The sequence below is a fragment of the Streptomyces sp. NPDC055103 genome (assembly GCF_053607625.1).
Window position 1 is genome coordinate 1 of sequence record NZ_JBSGTX010000116.1, and the last position, 16555, is coordinate 16555.

The window sequence follows — 16555 nt, forward strand, 5'->3', positions numbered from 1 at the left end:
GATGTAGCCTGCTCCGAAGAAGACCGGAGCCGCTCCAGAACCGTAGTGAGTCGTTGACCCGAACAGGTTACTGATGAACGCGAGGCTCAGCGCTGCTAAAAGCGGCGGTGCGCCCGCTGCCACGACGACAGCCAAAAATGCTGAATACATCGCACTGATGTGGGCTGTCGCACTTGCAAAGAAATAGTGAGGTGACCGAAGCGCTTCTGCCGGCCCTTGCGGGCCATGTCACCCGGGGTCACCTGGGTGGCGCGCTGCTCGGCCTGCGACTCCATCGCGGACTGCTGCGCCTGCTGGGTGCCGCGTTCTGCTGCCGACGCCTTCTGCTGCATACGGTCCTGCTTGCGGTTCTTGGCCATGGGGATGATGCCTCCTCAAAGGGACCTAGGGGCCAGGGCCGCTGTCAGATTCACACACGAGCGAAGGGGCCGCATTTTGGATCATTACGGAACGTAAGGGCGGGGCGGACGTGATATCCGCCACGCCGATGATCCAGTTCCGACCGTCAAGCTCCCGGCCGTCGGGCAGACTCGAAGCGAACGAGGAAGATACGGAGCACCTTCCGACCCCGAGTCCGACCCCGAGGTTCCCGAAAGAGGGTGGAACACGTGGACCGCTGCGTCGTCCTGGTGGACGCCGGCTACCTGCTGGGCGCCGCCGCCAGTCTCCTCGCCGGGGAACCGGCCCGCTCCAGGATCGCCGTCGATCACGCCGCGCTCATCCAGCAGCTGCGTGAGCGCGCCGAGGCCGAGACCGCGCTGCCCCTCCTGCGGATCTACTGGTTCGACGGCGCACCCGACCGGGTGCCCCAGCCCGAGCACCGCAGACTGCGCGTGATGCCCCGGGTCACCGTCCGGCTCGGCGCCCTGACCAGGAGCGACGGACGCTGGGCGCAGAAGGGCGTCGACGCGGCCATGCACACCGAGCTGACCGAGCTCGCCCGCAACCGGGCCTGCTCCGACATCGTGCTCGTCACCGGCGACGGCGACCTGCTGCCCGGCCTCATGTCCGCCAAGGAACACGGCGTCGCCGTCCACCTGTGGGCCGTCCAGGCCGCCGACGGCGACTACAACCAGTCCGAGGACCTCGTCGCCGAGGCCGACGAGCGGCGGGTCCTCGACCGGACCTGGATCACCCGGGCCGTCCGCGCCCGCGACCTCACCGGCATGTGCGCGCCCCCGCCCGCCCCGCGCCCCGAGATCGCCGCCATCCTCTCGGCGCCGCTGCCCGAGGCCGCCCTCGCGGCCTCCGCCGAACGGGCCGCAGAGGCCGCCGAGGCCGCGGCGGCCGCGACGCGGAACGGGACGGGACCGGATTCCGCGGAGGCGCCCGCCATCTCCGACGGACACGCCCACGGCGTCCCGGCCCCGGCCGGGGGCAAGGGCGTCCCCACGCCCAAGGACCTGGCGGGACTGCGCGGCGCCAACGGGACGGGCGGGCCGCTCGCCCCGGTGCCGCAGGGCGCGAGCGCGCTGCGCTGGTCCTCCGACCGGGGCTGGATCGACCGCCCGGCCACCTCCTCCCTCGGCGAACCGGCGGAGACCGCCTCCCTGCCCACCCTCGCCCTGCTCACCAGCGCCGAACAGCGCTGGGCGGACCGCGAGGAGGACATCACGACCGTCGGCGGCGACCCCTTCGAGGTCGGGCAGGTGTTCGCCCGGCGGTGGATGGAGCGGCTCCCCGAACAGAGCCACGTCCAGAAGCTCTCCACCCTCTACCCCCGGATCCCGCACCGCATCGACGGCGAACTCCTCCGGTACGCGGCCCGCTTCGGCCTGCTCGCCCACAAGGACGACCAGATCGACGAGCACGACCGGTACGCCATCAGGGCCGGTTTCTGGCGTGAGATCGACGTCCGGGCCGCCGCCGAACAGGCCCCCGCGCCCGGAGTGGGCTCGGCCACCCCGTAGGCTCTTCCCCCGTGAGTACGGTGTGCGTGGTGCGGGACCTGGTCAAGACGTACCCCGCCACGCGCGGCAGGCGCGGCGCGCCCGCGACACCCGAGGTGCGCGCCACCGACGGGATCAGCCTCGACGTGCGCGGCGGTGAGATCTTCGGCCTGCTCGGGCCCAACGGAGCCGGCAAGTCGACCCTCGTCCGTCAGCTCACCGGGCTCATGCGCCCGGACTCCGGCTCCGTCGAGCTCCTCGGCCACGACCTCGTGCGCCATCCCGAGCGGGCGTCCCGGCTCCTCGCCTACCTCGGCCAGGAGTCCACCGCCCTCGACGAGCTGACCGTCGCCCTCGCCGCCGAGACCACCGGTCGCCTGCGCGGACTCGGCCTCCACGACGCGCGCGCCGAGCGCGACGCCGTCCTGGAGGAGCTCGGCCTCACCGCGCTCGCCGGCCGACCCCTCAAGAAGCTCTCCGGCGGTCAGCGGCGGCTTGCCTGCCTCGCCACCGCCCTCGTCGGCAGCCGGCCGGTCCTCGTCCTCGACGAACCCACGACCGGCATGGACCCCGTCGCCCGCCGGGCCGTCTGGGCCGCCGTCGACCGGCGGCGCGCCGAGCACGGCACCACCGTGCTGCTCGTCACCCACAACGTCATCGAGGCCGAGACCGTCCTCGACCGCGTCGCCGTCCTCGACCGCGGCCGGGTCATCGCCTGCGACACCCCGGCCGGTCTCAAGGAACGCGTCGCGGGCGAGGTCCGGGTCGAGCTGGTCTGGCGTGAGGCCGCGCCGCTCCAGCTGCCCGAGGTCGCCGCGCTGCGCGGACTCGCCCAGGAGACCGGCCGGCGCTGGATCCTCCGGCTCGCCCCCGACGCGGCCCGCGCCGCCGTCGCCACCGTCACCGGCGGGGCCGCCTTCGGCGCGCTCGACGACTTCACCCTGGCCACGCCCAGCCTGGAGGACGTGTACCTCGCGCTGGGCGGCGCGACCGAGGGACTGGTGAAGGCATGAGCCCCCGCCCGCTCTCCCCGGGACCCCGCAGTCCCCTCGTATCCCGTGGTCCCCACGTTCCGTACGTGACCGTCAGGAGCTGTACGCAGTGAGCACCGTGCCCGCCGAGGTCCTGCCGACCGGCGCGCTCCCCGTCCGGTCGTACGACACCGAGGACGGCGCCGCGCCCCTCGCCCCGCGCGCCCGGCTGCTGCCCGCCCTGGCCGCCGTCTACCGCGCCCAGCTCTCGCGCGCCCGCGTGGCCCGTATCCCGCTGCTCTTCGTGGCGACCTTCCAGTCGATCGGGATCATGGTCCTGATGCGCGGGGTCGTCGACGGTGGCTCCGAGGCGCGGGCCGTCGTGGCCGGCTCCACCGTCCTCGTCGTCGCCTTCGTCGCGCTCAACCTGCTCGCCCAGTACTTCGGGCAGCTGCGGGCGAGCGGCGGACTCGACCACTACGCCACCCTGCCCGTGCCGCCGGCGGCCGTCGTGCTCGGCGCGGCCGGCGCGTACGCCTCCTTCACCGTGCCCGGGACCGCCTTCACCGCCGTCGCCGGTTCCCTGCTCTTCGGGCTGCCCCTCGGCCAGCTGTGGATCCTCGGCGCCGTCGTCCCGCTCGCCGGGGCGGCGCTCGCCGGACTCGGCGCCGCCCTCGGGCTCCTCGCCCCCCGCCAGGAACTGGCCACGCTCCTCGGCCAGCTCGGCATGTCGGCGGCGCTGCTCCTCGGCGTGCTCCCGGCCGAGCGGCTGCCGGAGCCGATCGGCTGGGCGCGGGACCTGCTGCCGTCGACGTACGGCGTGGAGGCGCTGGCCCGTACCTTCGACCCGCGTCCGGACTGGGCGGCCGTCGGACTCGACCTCGCCGTCTGCGGGGCGGTCGGCGTGGTGTCCCTGGCGGTCGCCACCTGGGCCTACCGGCGGGCAGCCGTCCGCTGAGGCGGGCCACGGACACACCTGGCACGATGGCGGGGTGACCGCACCCCTGACTCCGAATCACCAGCCGCCGCACGACCCCGACTGGCCTCCGCCGCCCCCGCCGCCGCTCGGCCCGGACGGGGACCCGATCACGGCGGCCGAGGTCCTGCGGGGTGTCGTCGTGACCCTCGTCTCGGCGGTCGCGGGTGCGCTGCTCGGACTGCTGTGGCTGTGGCTGGCGCCGAGCGTCCTGCTGATCTCGGACGGCAAGGGCGTCTACCTCCGCGACTCCGAGGGGGAGTCGGCGATCGGCGCCGACGGGACGTTCGTGCTCCTCGCCCTGGCCTTCGGGGCGGTCGCCGCGCTCGTCGTCTTCCTGGCGCGCCGCGCGGGCGGGGTGCCGCTGGTGCTCGGACTGGCGCTGGGCGGCATCCTGGGGTCGCTGCTCGCCTGGGGCGTGGGGACGCACCTCGGCCCGGCGCGGGACGTGGTCGCCCACGCGAAGGCGGTCGGCCCCGGCGTCGTCTTCGAGGCACCGCTCGAACTGAACATGGCGGCCGCGGCGATGCTGGCCTGGCCGCTCGCCGCGATGATCGTCCATCTGTCGCTCACGGCCCTCTTCGGACCCCGTGACCCGGAACCGGACTACTGGGGGCCGCAGCCGCAGCCGAAGAAGCCCGAGCAGAAGTCGCTCTGAGCGCCGGTCGTAGCCGTGCCTGCGGTCGCGGTCGTCCCGCGGGTCAGCCGCGGCCGATCGGGGCCGCGACGCTTCAGCCGCGGCCGATCGGGGCCACGACCGCCGAGGTGAGGGTGGCCAGGTCCCCGGGGGCGAGCTCGACCTCCAGGCCGCGGCGGCCCGCCGAGACGCAGATCGTCGCGTGGTCCGAGGCCGAGACGTCGAGGACGGTCCGCAGGCGCTTGCGCTGACCCAGGGGCGAGATGCCGCCCCGGACGTAGCCGGTCGTGCGCTCCGCCGCCGCAGGATCCGCCATCGCCGCCCGCTTCCCGCCGACCGCCGAGGCCAGCGCCTTCAGGTCCAGCTGCCCCGCGACCGGGACCACCGCGACGGTCAGTTCGCCGTCGACGTCCGCCACCAGCGTCTTGAAGACCCGGTCGGGGGAGACGCCGAGCGCCTCCGCCGCCTCCTCGCCGTACGAGGGGGAGGCCGGGTCGTGCTCGTACGCGTGCACGGTGAACGGGGTCCCGGCCGCGGTCAGCGCGACCGTCGCCGGGGTGCCCCCGCTGTTCTTCTGCTTCTTCGCCACGCGCTCTTCCTCGGATCGTGACCGGCTCGGATCGTGACCGGGTCCGGCTCAGTTCGGGTGCGTCGGCCCCTGTGTCAGGTCGATCGCCGGCAGCGAGGGCAGATGCCGCAGCACCGCCGTCTCCGCGCGCAGCAGCGCCAGCTCCTCGCGCAGCCGCGTCGCCGTGTCCGGCGCCTGGAGCAGCCGCTGCTTCGACGGGGTGTCGAGCACCGCCGCCGCCGCGACCAGATACGACACCACCGACGGGTCGTCCGGCAGCTCGCTCGTCGTCAGCGACCGCTCCCGCGCCCCCGCGAGCCGCTTCTGGTAGTTCCGGAAGGCCCGCAGGACCCCCTCGGAGAGGGTGCCCGCGTCCTCGCCCCGCTCCTCCGGGAGCTCCTCGACCTCGCCGACCAGGAACGGTCCGCTCGCGTCGACCGAGAGGAGCTTCACCCGGGTCGTTCCGGTGGCCATGACCTCGAAGCTGCCGTTGGAGCGCTCGCGGATGCTCGCCGCGTCGGCGATACAGCCGACCCGGTGGAAGGCCTGGATCGGATCGGCGCCGAAACCGGCCCCAGGGCCCTTCTCCGGCAGCGCCGTCTGGTCGGGCATCCCGGGAGCGGTCGGCGCGACCTCGCGCCCGTCGCGGATGGCGACGACGGCGAAGCGGCGCGGCTCCGTGTCGTCGATCGTGAGGAGCTCCCGCATCATGGCGCGATAGCGCTCCTCGAAGACGTTCAGCGGCAGCACGAGGCCAGGGAACAGCACCGCGTTGAGCGGGAAGAGAGGCAGGCGAGCGGTGGTCACAGCGGCCAGCCTAATGGCCGCCGGGACCGCCCCGTCCGGCCCGTCCGTCTCCGGGCCCCCACAGGGGCGTCCGGCCGGCCGACTCGGCCCGTACGGCGTCCCGTACGGCCAGGAACCGGAGGAGGGGGTCCTCCTGCACGGCGCCCTGTCGCGCACCCCACGGGAAGGAGGTCGCGTGGGGGCCGATCCGGCGGAACTCGTCCAGCGCCTCGTCCCACCGCGCCCGCTCCACCAGCACGTACGCGAGCAGATTGCGGACCTCGGCGGGCCACGGGTCGCCCACCGGGAAGGCGGCCGACAGCGCGAGGGCCCGGTCGGCCGCCCGGTCGAGCCGCGCCGCCGCCGCCGAACGGTCCGGCCTGGGAAGCGCCCGGAGCCGGTCGTAGGCCGCCCGGACCGGGAGCGCCCGCACGAGGGAATCCGGCGCGGAGTCGTCGGCGGCCTGCTCGGCGAAGTCGAAGGCGGCCCGGTGCGAGCCGTACCACTGCGCGGAGAGGTACTTGAGCGCCGCGACGTGGCTGCCGTAGTGGTGCGGGGAGCGGCGCACGGCCTGCTCCCACAGCGTCTCGAAGACGGTGTGGCCGGCGTGCGCCCCGCGCGCGTGGTCCAGGGCAAGCCGCCACGGCACCGGATCGTGCGGCGCCTCCTCGGTGATCGTCCGGATCAGCGGGCCGAGCTCGCGCAGCCGCTCGGCCCTCGCGGGGGACTCCCAGGCCCGGCGGACGGCGAGCTGCGCCGAGACGAGCAGGGCGTCCGGGTCGCGGGGCGCGGCGGCGAGCCAGTGGGCCAGCCAGTCGCCCCTGTTGTACGCGAAGGTGGCGAGCCGGGTGACGTACCGGTCGCGGTCCTCCCACTCGGCGGCGTCCCGGGTCGTGGCGAGCAGCTTCGCCGCGGGCTCCGGGTCGGCCAGGGCGGCGGCGACCAGGGCGGGGGCGAGCCGCTCGTCCGGGGCGTCGAGCAGCACGTCGTCGTCCGGCACGAGCCCGGCGACGAGCCGAGGGGTGTGCCGGGCCGAACGGACGGCGCCGAGCAGGGTGTGGAGGAAGGACATGGTGCGACGTATTTTCCCACCGGCTCGTGCTGCTTCACGCCCATCTGCCCAGCCCTTTCACCCCCACCTCACCCGGCCCCCTCACATCGCCGCCTCCGCCGCGCGCGTCCGGGGCCGGCTCCGCCCCGTCAGCCGCGGCTCAGGAGGCGTGTCGCGCCCGCCGCCACCGTCGTCGCCAGGATCCAGCCGAGCAGTATCAGCACCGCCGCCGCCCACTGCCAGACCCCCTCCAGGCGCCAGTAGCCGTCCTGCCCGAGGTTGATCACCGGCAGCAGCAGGTCCAGCGCGTAGAGCGTGCCGTTCCACGCGGGCGCCTCGTCCTCCTTGAGCGGTATCGGGTGGTAGCGCGAGAAGGCCACCGTGCCCGCCGCCCACAGGACCGCCATCCACAGCGCGGCCCGGCCGGGCCGGTAGCCGTACGCCACCGTCCAGTCCTGGACGAACCCCCACAGCTTCCCCGCCAGCGGCAGCGTCTCCCGCCGGCGCCGCTGCTTGGCGAGCAGCACCTCGCGCGCGTCCGCGTCCTCCCCGCTGTTGCGCAGGACCGCCGCCAGTCGCTCGTACGGCTCGGGGGCGTACTCCGGGGTGGCCGCCGCCACCCACTCCAGGCGCCGGGCCAGCGGGAAGTGCCCGTACGGCACGAGGTTCTCGTAGACGAACCCGCCCATCGCCAGGCCGCCGGGCCCCGGCCAGCTCGTGGACAGGTCGATCAGCGTGACGATCCGGGCGCCGTTGAGCACGACCCGCCCCTCCTCCGGGCGCTCGCCGTTGAACCGCAACTCCGGGGTGGCGATCCGGCGCAGCGACACCTCCTCCCGGCGCGCGCCGTTCAGCAGGAACCGGGCGTGGTTCAGGTCCACCGCGTCGCCGAACCGGCCGTCGTCGAGCCGGACGCCGCCGTGGCACTCCACGGGCTTGCGCCGGGCGCCCTGTGCGGGCGTCACGCCGTACGGCGGTGTGGCCGCGGAGTTTCCCGCGTTCCCCGAGGCCCCCGTCTCCTCGTACACCCACGCCGCGTTCAGATAGAGCGAGCGCTCCACCGTCAGCTGCGGGGCGTTGAGCGCGCGCCGCTGCTGCGCCCCGCGGAGCACGCTGCCCCGCAGGCTGAGCGAGACGCCGACCTTCGCCCCGCGCAGGCTCAGCTCGCCGTGCGTCTCGATCAGCTCCGCCTGGAGGTCCTGGGCCACCACCATGCCGTCGGCCGTGATCGCCCGGCCGCGCCGGTCCGGCCACACCTGGATCTGGTTGATGAGCAGGTCCGTGCCGATCTGCGCGTCCGTGAGCCGGATGCCGCGCCCCACCCGGCAGCGTGGCAGATGCAGATCGCCCGTCGTGTGCAGCCGGGCCGCTTCCAGGCGCGGTATCGCGCAGGCGACCATCCGTAAGGTGCCGAACTGGGCCTCGGGGAGCACGACCTCGCCGTCGAACCGGCAGCCGTGCAGCTCCACGTACGGCCCTATCGTCCCGCCCGCCAGATTCAGCACGCCGGTGATCCGCACCCCGCGCAGCTTCAGCGCGGCCACCCGGCCCGACCGGGCCTGCGGCCCGTCGAGCAGCAACAGGGCCACCACGTCGGCGCGGACGCTCCGCTCAGGACCCCACTCCCACGACCCGAACGGGTCGTCCCGCTCGGCGACCCCCTCCGTCAGGTCGCAGGTCCTGCCGATCCGGAACGCCCGCCAGACGGCCCTCTCCGGGCCCGTCAGCCCCTCGGGCATCCCGTCCTCGTGCGGCTCGGTCACGCCGCCCCCTCGCTTTCCGCATTCGTACAGCCGTTCTTCCCGCTGGGTGACGGGGTGAACGCTAACGGTCAGGAGTGGCGCCGAGTCGCCACTGTGGCGCGATCAAGACGCGTATCAGCGCGTGTATCAGCCAGTGATACAGCCGACCGGTGGCGTGGAGCCGTCTGAGAGAATTGACCCGTGATCTCTCGAATCGATCTGCGCGGCGAGGCCCTCCCCGAGGGTGCCGCCCTGCGCGACCTGCTGCCCCGTGCCGAGTTCGACGTGGAAGCCGCCCTGGAGACGGTGCGGCCGATCTGCGAGGACGTACGGCATCGTGGCGCGGCGGCGGTGATCGACTATGGCGAGAAATTCGACGGCGTGCGAGTCCCGGGCCTCCGCGTCCCCGCCGAGGCGATCAGCCGCGCCCTCGAAGAGCTCGACCCGGACGTCCGGGCCGCCCTGGAGGAGTCCATCCGGCGCACCCGCCTCGTCCACCGCGAGCAGCGCCGCACCACGCACACCACCCAGGTCGTCCCCGGCGGCACGGTCACCGAGAAGTGGATCCCGGTCGAGCGCGTCGGTCTGTACGTGCCGGGCGGCCGCTCCGTCTACCCGTCCTCCGTCGTGATGAACGTCGTCCCCGCGCAGGAGGCCGGTGTCGAGGGCGTGGCCATCGCCTCGCCCCCGCAGAAGGAGTTCGGCGGACTCCCGCACCCGACGATCCTCGCCGCCTGCGCCCTGCTCGGCGTCGACGAGGTGTACGCCGCCGGCGGCGCCCAGGCCGTCGCCATGTTCGCGTACGGCACCGAGGGCACCGAGAACGATCCCGGCTGCGCCCCCGTCAACCTCGTGACCGGCCCCGGCAACATCTACGTGGCCGCCGCCAAGCGCCTCCTCAAGGGCCGCATCGGCATCGACGCCGAGGCCGGCCCGACGGAGATCGCGATCCTCGCGGACTCCACCGCCGACCCCGTGCACGTCGCCGCCGACCTCGTCAGTCAGGCCGAGCACGACCCGATGGCCGCCTCCGTCCTCGTCACCGACTCCGACGAGCTGGCCGCCGCCACCGAGGCCGAGCTGAAGACCCAGGTCGCCGCCTCCAAGCACGTCGACGACCGGATCGTCCCGGCCCTGGCGGGCCGCCAGTCCGCGATCGTCCTCGTCCGCGACCTCGCCGACGGCCTCAGGGTCGTCGACGCGTACGGCGCCGAGCACCTGGAGATCCAGACCCGGGACGCGGCCGCCGTCGCCGACCGCGTCCGCAACGCCGGCGCGATCTTCGTCGGCCCCTGGGCGCCCGTCTCGCTCGGCGACTACTGCGCCGGCTCCAACCACGTCCTGCCCACCGGCGGCTGCGCCTGCCACTCCTCGGGCCTCTCCGTGCAGTCGTTCCTGCGCGGCGTGCACATCGTGGACTACACGCGCGACGCCCTCGCCGACGTCGCCCACCACGTGGTGACGCTCGCCGAGGCGGAGGACCTCCCGGCCCACGGCGCGGCGATCAAGGCAAGGTTCGGATGGAAGGTGCCGGAGACCAAGTGACCGGAATCGACGATCTCCCCGTCCGCGACGAGCTGCGCGGCAAGTCCCCGTACGGCGCGCCGCAGCTCGACGTGCCCGTCCAGCTGAACACCAACGAGAACCCCTACCCGCTGCCCGAGGCGCTCGTCGCCCGGATCGCGGAGCGCGTCGCCGAGGCGGCCCGCGGCCTCAACCGCTACCCCGACCGGGACGCCGTCGAGCTGCGCACCGAGCTCGCCCGCTACCTCTCCCGCACCGGCGGGCACCAGGTCGCCGTCGAGAACGTCTGGGCGGCCAACGGCTCGAACGAGGTCCTCCAGCAGCTGCTCCAGACCTTCGGCGGCCCGGGCCGCACCGCGATCGGCTTCGAGCCCTCGTACTCGATGCACGCACTGATCGCCCGCGGCACCGGCACCGGCTGGATCTCCGGCCCGCGCGACGACGACTTCACGATCGACCGGGCCGCGGCCGAGAAGGCGATCGCCGAGCACCGCCCGGACGTCGTCTTCATCACCTCGCCCAACAACCCCACCGGCACCGCCGTCGAGGCCGAGACCGTCGTCGCCCTGTACGAGGCGGCCCAGGCGGCCAAGCCCTCCATGGTGGTCATCGACGAGGCGTACGTGGAGTTCAGCCACCGCGACTCGCTGCTGCCCCTCCTGGAGGGCCGGCCGCACCTGGTGGTGTCACGGACCATGTCCAAGGCCTTCGGCGCCGCCGGACTGCGCCTCGGCTACCTCGCCGCGCACCCGGCCGTCGTCGACGCCGTGCAGCTGGTCCGCCTGCCGTACCACCTCTCCGCCGTCACCCAGGCCACCGCGCTCGCCGCCCTGGAGCACACCGACACCCTCCTCGGGTACGTCGAGCAGCTCAAGGTCGAGCGCGACCGTCTCGTCACCGAGCTGCGGGCGATCGGCTACGAGGTCACCGATTCGGACGCCAACTTCGTGCAGTTCGGGAAGTTCCCCGACACCCACGCGGCCTGGCAGCGGATCCTCGACCGGGGCGTGCTGGTCCGGGACAACGGCGTACCGGGATGGCTGCGGGTCACCGCGGGCACCCCCGAAGAGAACGACGCGTTCCTCGACGCGGTCCGTGAACTGATGAAGGAGCAGAAGCGATGAGCCGCGTAGGCCGCGTTGAGCGCACCACCAAGGAGACCTCCGTCGTCGTCGAGATCGACCTCGACGGCACCGGAAAGGTCGATGTGTCGACCGGGGTCGGCTTCTACGACCACATGCTCGACCAGCTCGGCCGGCACGGTCTGTTCGACCTCACCGTCAAGACCGACGGCGACCTGCACATCGACTCGCACCACACCATCGAGGACACCGCCCTCGCCCTCGGTGCCGCCTTCAAGCAGGCCCTCGGCGACAAGGTCGGCATCTACCGCTTCGGCAACTGCACCGTCCCGCTGGACGAGTCGCTCGCCCAGGTGACCGTCGACCTCTCCGGCCGTCCGTACCTCGTGCACACCGAGCCCGAGAACATGGCGCCGATGATCGGCTCGTACGACACGACGATGACCCGGCACATCTTCGAGTCCTTCGTCGCGCAGGCCCAGATCGCGCTGCACATCCACGTCCCGTACGGGCGCAACGCCCACCACATCGTGGAGTGCCAGTTCAAGGCCTTCGCCCGCGCCCTGCGCTACGCCTCGGAGCGCGACCCGCGTGCCGCCGGAATCCTCCCCTCCACGAAGGGCGCGCTCTAACCGTGAACGGCCTCTCCACCATCCTCATCGTCGTCGGGCTCTTCCTGCTCGGCGGCATCTACTCCTTCGTGAAGCAGCAGATGCCCAAGGGCCTCATCGGGCTCGTCGTGATCGGCGCCGCGATGTGCCTCGCCGCCGGCGTGCTGCGGCTGGACGTGTGGGCATGAGCGTGACCGGCAGCCCCAAGAAGGTCGTCGTCTTCGACTACGGCTTCGGCAACGTCCGCTCCGCCGAGCGCGCGCTCGCCCGCGTCGGCGCCGACGTCGAGATCACCCGCGACTACGAGAAGGCGATGAACGCCGACGGACTCCTCGTCCCCGGCGTCGGCGCCTTCTCCGCCTGCATGGACGGACTCAAGGAGGCCCGCGGCGACTGGATCGTCGGCCGACGCCTCGCCGGCGGCCGCCCCGTCATGGGCATCTGCGTCGGCATGCAGATCCTCTTCGCCCGCGGCATCGAGCACGGCGTGGAGAGCGAGGGCCTCGACGAGTGGCCCGGTACGGTCGAGCCGTTGAACGCCCCCGTCGTGCCGCACATGGGCTGGAACACGGTGGACGCGCCCGAGGGCGGCCTGCAGTTCGCGGGCCTCGACGCCGACGCGCGGTTCTACTTCGTGCACTCCTACGCGGTGCGCGAGTGGAGCCTGGAAGTCGGCAACCCCAACATGCGCGCCCCCAAGGTCACCTGGGCCACCCACGGCGAGCCGTTCGTCGCGGCCGTCGAGAACGGCGCCCTGTGGGCGACCCAGTTCCACCCCGAGAAGTCCGGCGACGCCGGAGCCCAGCTCCTCACCAACTGGATCGGAACCCTGTGAGCACTCTCGAACTCCTCCCCGCCGTCGACGTGCGCGACGGCCAGGCCGTGCGTCTCGTGCACGGCGAGTCCGGCAGCGAGACCTCCTACGGCTCCCCGCTCGAGGCGGCCCTCGCCTGGCAGAACTCGGGCGCCGAGTGGCTGCACCTGGTCGACCTCGACGCCGCCTTCGGCACCGGTGACAACCGGCAGCTGATCGCCGAGGTCGCGAACGCCATGGACATCAAGGTCGAGCTCTCCGGCGGCATCCGCGACGACGCCTCGCTCGCGGCGGCGCTCGCCACCGGCTGCACCCGCGTCAACCTCGGCACCGCGGCCCTGGAGACCCCCGAGTGGGTCGCCAAGGTCATCGCCGAGTTCGGCGACAAGATCGCCGTCGGTCTCGACGTGCGCGGCACGACCCTGCGCGGCCGCGGCTGGACCCGCGACGGCGGCGACCTGTACGAGACGCTGGCCCGCCTCGACGCCGAGGGCTGCGCCCGCTACGTCGTCACGGACATCGCCAAGGACGGCACCCTCGAGGGCCCCAACCTGGAGCTCCTGAAGAACGTCTGCGCGGCCACCGACAAGCCCGTCGTCGCCTCCGGCGGCGTCTCCTCCCTGGACGATCTGCGGGCTCTGTCCGCCCTCGTCCCGCTGGGCGTCGAGGGCGCGATCGTCGGCAAGGCGCTCTACGCCAAGGCCTTCACCCTGGAAGAGGCGCTCGTGGCGGTGAAGTCGTGACCTCCGAGGTCCGCAAGGTCGTGACCGGCGCTCCCTGGGAGGAGCAGTTCGGCTACTCGCGCGCGGTGGAACTGCCGAACGGCCTGGTCCTGGTCTCCGGCTGCACGTCGGTGGTCGGCGGTCAGATCGCGGGGGGAGGCCCCTACGAGCAGACGGTCAACTCCTTCAACGTGGCCTTCGACGCGCTGAAGCAGCTGGGCCTGGGCGTGGAGGACGTCGTACGGACCCGGATGTACATCACGCACGCCCGCGACGTGGACGAGGTCGGCCGCGCCCACAAGGTGCTCTTCGACGGCGTCCGTCCGGCCGCGTCGATGATCATCGTCTCCGGTTTCGTCGACCCGAGCCTGGTCGTCGAGGTCGAGGTCGAGGCCTTCCGGAGTGAGGGCGCATGAGCCTCGCCGTACGCGTGATCCCCTGCCTAGACGTGGACAACGGCCGGGTCGTCAAGGGCGTCAACTTCCAGAACCTCCGTGACGCGGGCGACCCCGTCGAGATGGCCAAGCTGTACGACGCCGAGGGCGCCGACGAGCTGACCTTCCTCGACATCACCGCCTCCTCCGGGAACCGGGAGACGACCTACGACGTGGTGCGCCGCACCGCCGAGCAGGTCTTCATCCCGCTCACCGTGGGCGGCGGCGTCCGCGCGGCGGAGGACGTCGACAAGCTGCTGCGGGCCGGGGCCGACAAGGTGGGCGTCAACACCGCCGCCATCGCGCGCCCCGAGCTGATCCGGGAGATCGCGGAGCGCTTCGGCCGCCAGGTCCTCGTCCTCTCCGTGGACGCGCGCCGCACCGAGACCGGCTCCTTCGAGGTCACCACGCACGGCGGACGCCGGGGCACCGGCATCGACGCGGTCGAGTGGGCGCACCGGGCCGCCGAGCTGGGCGCGGGCGAGATCCTGCTCAACTCGATGGACGCGGACGGTACGAAGGACGGCTACGACACCGAGATGATCGCGGCCGTGCGCAAGCACGTCACGGTCCCGGTGATCGCCTCCGGCGGCGCCGGCAAGCTCTCCGACTTCGCGCCGGCCGTCGCGGCGGGCGCGGACGCGGTGCTCGCCGCCTCAGTCTTCCACTTCGGCGATCTGCGGATCTCCCAGGTCAAGGACGCGCTGCGGGAGGCGGGCCACCCGGTCCGCTGAGCGGTCGTCAGGAAGGGCCCCTTCGGGGGCCCTTCTTCTTCACCAGATGCACAGGATTATTTGTGCAATTTTTGTTGTGCACGTTTTCTTGCGCATCTAGGGTCGCTGTCATGACCTCGCAGGAGAACCGCCGGATCACCGACCTCGGCACCCTCAAGGCCATCTCGCACCCGCTGCGGATGCGCCTCTACCGCGCCCTCTTCGTGGCCCGCACCGCCACCGCGTCCCAGCTCGCCGACCAGGTCGACGAGGCCGTCTCGCTCGTCAGCTACCACCTGCGCAAGCTCGCCGACCACGGCCTCATCGAGGAGGCGGAGACCCAGTCGGCGGACGGCCGCGAGCGCTGGTGGCAGCCGAGCTCGTACGGCTTCAGCGTCCAGGAGGAGGACCTCAAGGACGCCCCCGAGCTGCTCGCCGCCGGCGCCGCCCTCAGCCGTACGCTCAGCGAACAGCGCGCCGCGATGTACGGCCGCTTCCTCGACGAGCGGCTCACCTGGCCCGACGCGTGGCGGACCGCCTCCATCAGCTCCGAGTGGCTGCCCCGCTTCACCGCCGCCGAACTCGCCGCCCTCGGCGAGGAGCTCGAAGCCGTCCTCCGCAAGCACGACCAGCGGGCCCGCGTCGCCGAAGCCGCCGGCGACACCGAGGGCCGCGAGAACGTCGCCGTCCACCTCCACGGCTTCCCCTACCGCTCATGACCACGCTCGCCCCGGCGCCCCCCGCCCACCGCGACCCCCAGGTCCGCCGCTGGCTCGGCGCCTACACCGCCTCCACGCTCGGCGACAGCGTCTACCACCTCGCCCTCTCCTGGACCGCCGTCACCAGCGGCACCCCTGCCCAGGCCGGACTCGTCATGGCCGTCTCCGCCGTGCCCCGTGCCCTGCTCATGCTCGGCGGGGGAGTGGTCGCCGACCGCCTCGGCCCGCGCCGGGTCGTCATCGGTTCCGACGCCGTCCGCTGCCTCGTCGTCCTCGGCCTCGCCGCGACCCTGCTCCTCGCCGCGCCCGGCCTGTGGGTGCTCGCCGCCGTCGCCCTCGTCTTCGGCGTCGTCGACGCCCTCTTCCTGCCGGCCGTCGGCGCCCTGCCGCCCCGGATCGCCGCCCACGACCAGCTCGCCCGGGTCCAGGGGATGCGCGGCCTCTCGTACCGCCTCGGAGCCGTCCTCGGCGCCCCTCTCGGCGGGCTCGCCGTCGCCCTCGGCGGCCCCGCCGCGGCCTTCGGCGCCGCCGGGCTGCTCTTCGCCCTCTCCCTGCCCCTGCTGTACGCGCTCCGCCTCCGGCCGCTCCCCGCCGACGACGGGACCCGCGACGGCACCGCCCTGCGCGACCTCACCGACGGACTCCGCTACCTCCGCGGCCACCGCGTCCTCGGCCCGCTGATGGCCGTCGTCCTCCTCAGCGACCTGGGCTTCGTCGGCCCCCTCAACGTCGGCCTCGCCGTCCTCTCCGAACAGCGCGACTGGGGCGCCTCCGGCATCGGCTGGATCCTCGCCGGATTCGGTACGGGCGCGGGCGCCGCCTCGCTGCTCCTCACCGTCCGGGGACACGTACCGCGCGCAGGGGCCGTCAGCGGCTGGACCATGACGGCGGGCGCCGTCTCGATCGGCGCCCTCGCCTTCACCGCGTACCTGCCGGTCGCGGCCGCGATCGGCCTCTCCGTCGGCCTGCTCGCCGGACTCTCCGGGGCGCTGGTCAACGCCCTCGTACAGACCGAGTGCGACCCGGCCTACCTGGGCAGGGTGAGCGCCGTCGCCGGCCTCGCCAGCCTGGGCATAGCCCCGCTGTCCTTCCCCGTCACCGGCGCGGCGATCGGCGCGTGGGGACCCGGCCCGGTCTTCGTCGTCAGCGCCTCGCTCTGCGCCCTGGCCGGCGTCTACACCCTCGCTGTCCCGGCCCTCCGCCGCGCCGAACTCCCGAAGACTTAGGGCGTGTTACGAAAGTCCCGTCTGCCGGGCGGCGTCTGGCACGCACGCTCGCCGCGTTGTCGGGGTCGTCCCGATACACCAGTATCGGGA

The 16555-nt window shown here is 73.3% G+C and carries 20 protein-coding genes; 14 read left to right on the forward strand and 6 right to left on the reverse strand.

The features are described 5' to 3' along the window. On the reverse strand, positions 1-150 hold a 150-nt coding region (locus ACWFR1_RS38525), incomplete at its 3' end, for an anion permease (protein ID WP_453560356.1). Next, positions 96-359 carry a hypothetical protein gene (locus ACWFR1_RS38530; RefSeq protein ID WP_453560361.1) on the reverse strand — a complete coding sequence of 88 codons (264 nt, stop codon included), beginning with the start codon at positions 357-359 and terminating at the stop codon, positions 96-98. The genes ACWFR1_RS38530 and ACWFR1_RS38525, both read right to left, overlap by 55 nt. Before the next feature lie 240 nt (positions 360-599). Here ACWFR1_RS38530 and ACWFR1_RS38535 point away from each other — a divergent pair, with 240 nt between their 5' ends. From ACWFR1_RS38535 to ACWFR1_RS38550, 4 genes are all read left to right on the forward strand, one after another. Further along, positions 600-1910: an NYN domain-containing protein gene (locus ACWFR1_RS38535; protein WP_453560316.1), complete on the forward strand. Its 1311-nt coding sequence runs from the start codon at positions 600-602 to the stop codon at positions 1908-1910. A gap of 20 nt (positions 1911-1930) precedes the next feature. Continuing rightward, positions 1931-2902 carry an ABC transporter ATP-binding protein gene (locus ACWFR1_RS38540; RefSeq protein WP_453560358.1) on the forward strand — a complete coding sequence of 324 codons (972 nt, stop codon included), beginning with the start codon at positions 1931-1933 and terminating at the stop codon, positions 2900-2902. Positions 2903-2990: 88 nt separating this feature from the next. Beyond that, a complete protein-coding gene (locus ACWFR1_RS38545) occupies positions 2991-3818 on the forward strand; it encodes an ABC transporter permease (RefSeq protein WP_453560319.1) in 828 nt (275 codons plus the stop codon). 34 nt (positions 3819-3852) lie between these two features. After that, complete coding sequence (locus tag ACWFR1_RS38550; protein WP_453560322.1) at positions 3853-4494, forward strand: DUF2567 domain-containing protein; 642 nt, start codon at positions 3853-3855, stop codon at positions 4492-4494. A 73-nt stretch (positions 4495-4567) separates the two neighbouring features. Here the strand turns inward: ACWFR1_RS38550 and ybaK are convergent, their stop codons facing one another. The 4 genes from ybaK to ACWFR1_RS38570 form a co-directional block, all read right to left on the reverse strand. Then, positions 4568-5062, reverse strand: coding sequence for a Cys-tRNA(Pro) deacylase (ybaK, locus tag ACWFR1_RS38555; protein WP_453560325.1), 495 nt, complete (start codon positions 5060-5062; stop codon positions 4568-4570). A 48-nt stretch (positions 5063-5110) separates the two neighbouring features. Continuing rightward, positions 5111-5848, reverse strand: coding sequence for an LON peptidase substrate-binding domain-containing protein (locus ACWFR1_RS38560; protein WP_453560327.1), 738 nt, complete (start codon positions 5846-5848; stop codon positions 5111-5113). Between the two features lie 10 nt (positions 5849-5858). Further along, complete coding sequence (locus tag ACWFR1_RS38565; RefSeq protein WP_453560330.1) at positions 5859-6899, reverse strand: hypothetical protein; 1041 nt, start codon at positions 6897-6899, stop codon at positions 5859-5861. A gap of 128 nt (positions 6900-7027) precedes the next feature. Beyond that, positions 7028-8641 (reverse strand): oxidoreductase, encoded by a 1614-nt coding sequence (locus ACWFR1_RS38570; RefSeq protein ID WP_453560332.1) that lies wholly within the window; start codon positions 8639-8641, stop codon positions 7028-7030. Between the two features lie 180 nt (positions 8642-8821). On the opposite strand from ACWFR1_RS38570, the gene hisD reads away from it, so the two are divergent. From hisD to ACWFR1_RS38620, 10 genes are all read left to right on the forward strand, one after another. Further along, entirely contained in the window at positions 8822-10165 is a 1344-nt protein-coding gene (hisD, locus tag ACWFR1_RS38575; RefSeq protein WP_453560335.1) for a histidinol dehydrogenase, read from the forward strand. Beyond that, positions 10162-11268 carry a histidinol-phosphate transaminase gene (locus ACWFR1_RS38580; protein ID WP_453560337.1) on the forward strand — a complete coding sequence of 369 codons (1107 nt, stop codon included), beginning with the start codon at positions 10162-10164 and terminating at the stop codon, positions 11266-11268. The genes hisD and ACWFR1_RS38580 overlap by 4 nt, the downstream gene beginning before the upstream one ends. Continuing rightward, complete coding sequence (gene hisB, locus ACWFR1_RS38585) at positions 11265-11858, forward strand: imidazoleglycerol-phosphate dehydratase HisB (RefSeq protein WP_015032911.1); 594 nt, start codon at positions 11265-11267, stop codon at positions 11856-11858. The genes ACWFR1_RS38580 and hisB overlap by 4 nt, the downstream gene beginning before the upstream one ends. Before the next feature lie 2 nt (positions 11859-11860). Beyond that, entirely contained in the window at positions 11861-12025 is a 165-nt protein-coding gene (locus ACWFR1_RS38590; RefSeq protein WP_453560340.1) for a hypothetical protein, read from the forward strand. Further along, positions 12022-12672, forward strand: a complete 651-nt coding sequence (hisH, locus tag ACWFR1_RS38595) for an imidazole glycerol phosphate synthase subunit HisH (protein WP_453560342.1) — start codon at positions 12022-12024, stop codon at positions 12670-12672. The genes ACWFR1_RS38590 and hisH overlap by 4 nt, the downstream gene beginning before the upstream one ends. Then, positions 12669-13394, forward strand: a complete 726-nt coding sequence (gene priA, locus ACWFR1_RS38600; RefSeq protein ID WP_453560344.1) for a bifunctional 1-(5-phosphoribosyl)-5-((5-phosphoribosylamino)methylideneamino)imidazole-4-carboxamide isomerase/phosphoribosylanthranilate isomerase PriA — start codon at positions 12669-12671, stop codon at positions 13392-13394. The genes hisH and priA overlap by 4 nt, the downstream gene beginning before the upstream one ends. Continuing rightward, complete coding sequence (locus ACWFR1_RS38605) at positions 13391-13789, forward strand: RidA family protein (protein ID WP_453560347.1); 399 nt, start codon at positions 13391-13393, stop codon at positions 13787-13789. The genes priA and ACWFR1_RS38605 overlap by 4 nt, the downstream gene beginning before the upstream one ends. Beyond that, positions 13786-14541 (forward strand): imidazole glycerol phosphate synthase subunit HisF, encoded by a 756-nt coding sequence (gene hisF, locus ACWFR1_RS38610; RefSeq protein WP_453560349.1) that lies wholly within the window; start codon positions 13786-13788, stop codon positions 14539-14541. The genes ACWFR1_RS38605 and hisF overlap by 4 nt, the downstream gene beginning before the upstream one ends. A 110-nt stretch (positions 14542-14651) precedes the next feature. Continuing rightward, the gene (locus tag ACWFR1_RS38615; RefSeq protein ID WP_453560351.1) at positions 14652-15239 is read left to right on the forward strand and encodes an ArsR/SmtB family transcription factor; all 588 of its coding nucleotides are present in this window, start codon (positions 14652-14654) and stop codon (positions 15237-15239) included. Beyond that, positions 15236-16465 carry an MFS transporter gene (locus ACWFR1_RS38620; protein ID WP_453560353.1) on the forward strand — a complete coding sequence of 410 codons (1230 nt, stop codon included), beginning with the start codon at positions 15236-15238 and terminating at the stop codon, positions 16463-16465. The genes ACWFR1_RS38615 and ACWFR1_RS38620 overlap by 4 nt, the downstream gene beginning before the upstream one ends. Positions 16466-16555 lie beyond the last annotated feature (90 nt).

What these genes read in the sequence shown, in the direction of transcription:
- ACWFR1_RS38615 (WP_453560351.1), top strand. Translation starts at nt 14,652, where the DNA reads ATGACCTCGCAGGAGAACCGCCGGATCACCGACCTCGGCACCCTCAAG.
- ACWFR1_RS38530 (WP_453560361.1), bottom strand. Translation starts at nt 359, where the DNA reads ATGGCCAAGAACCGCAAGCAGGACCGTATGCAGCAGAAGGCGTCGGCA.
- hisH (WP_453560342.1), top strand. Translation starts at nt 12,022, where the DNA reads ATGAGCGTGACCGGCAGCCCCAAGAAGGTCGTCGTCTTCGACTACGGC.
- hisF (WP_453560349.1), top strand. Translation starts at nt 13,786, where the DNA reads ATGAGCCTCGCCGTACGCGTGATCCCCTGCCTAGACGTGGACAACGGC.
- hisB (WP_015032911.1), top strand. Translation starts at nt 11,265, where the DNA reads ATGAGCCGCGTAGGCCGCGTTGAGCGCACCACCAAGGAGACCTCCGTC.
- ACWFR1_RS38565 (WP_453560330.1), bottom strand. Translation starts at nt 6,899, where the DNA reads ATGTCCTTCCTCCACACCCTGCTCGGCGCCGTCCGTTCGGCCCGGCAC.
- ACWFR1_RS38620 (WP_453560353.1), top strand. Translation starts at nt 15,236, where the DNA reads ATGACCACGCTCGCCCCGGCGCCCCCCGCCCACCGCGACCCCCAGGTC.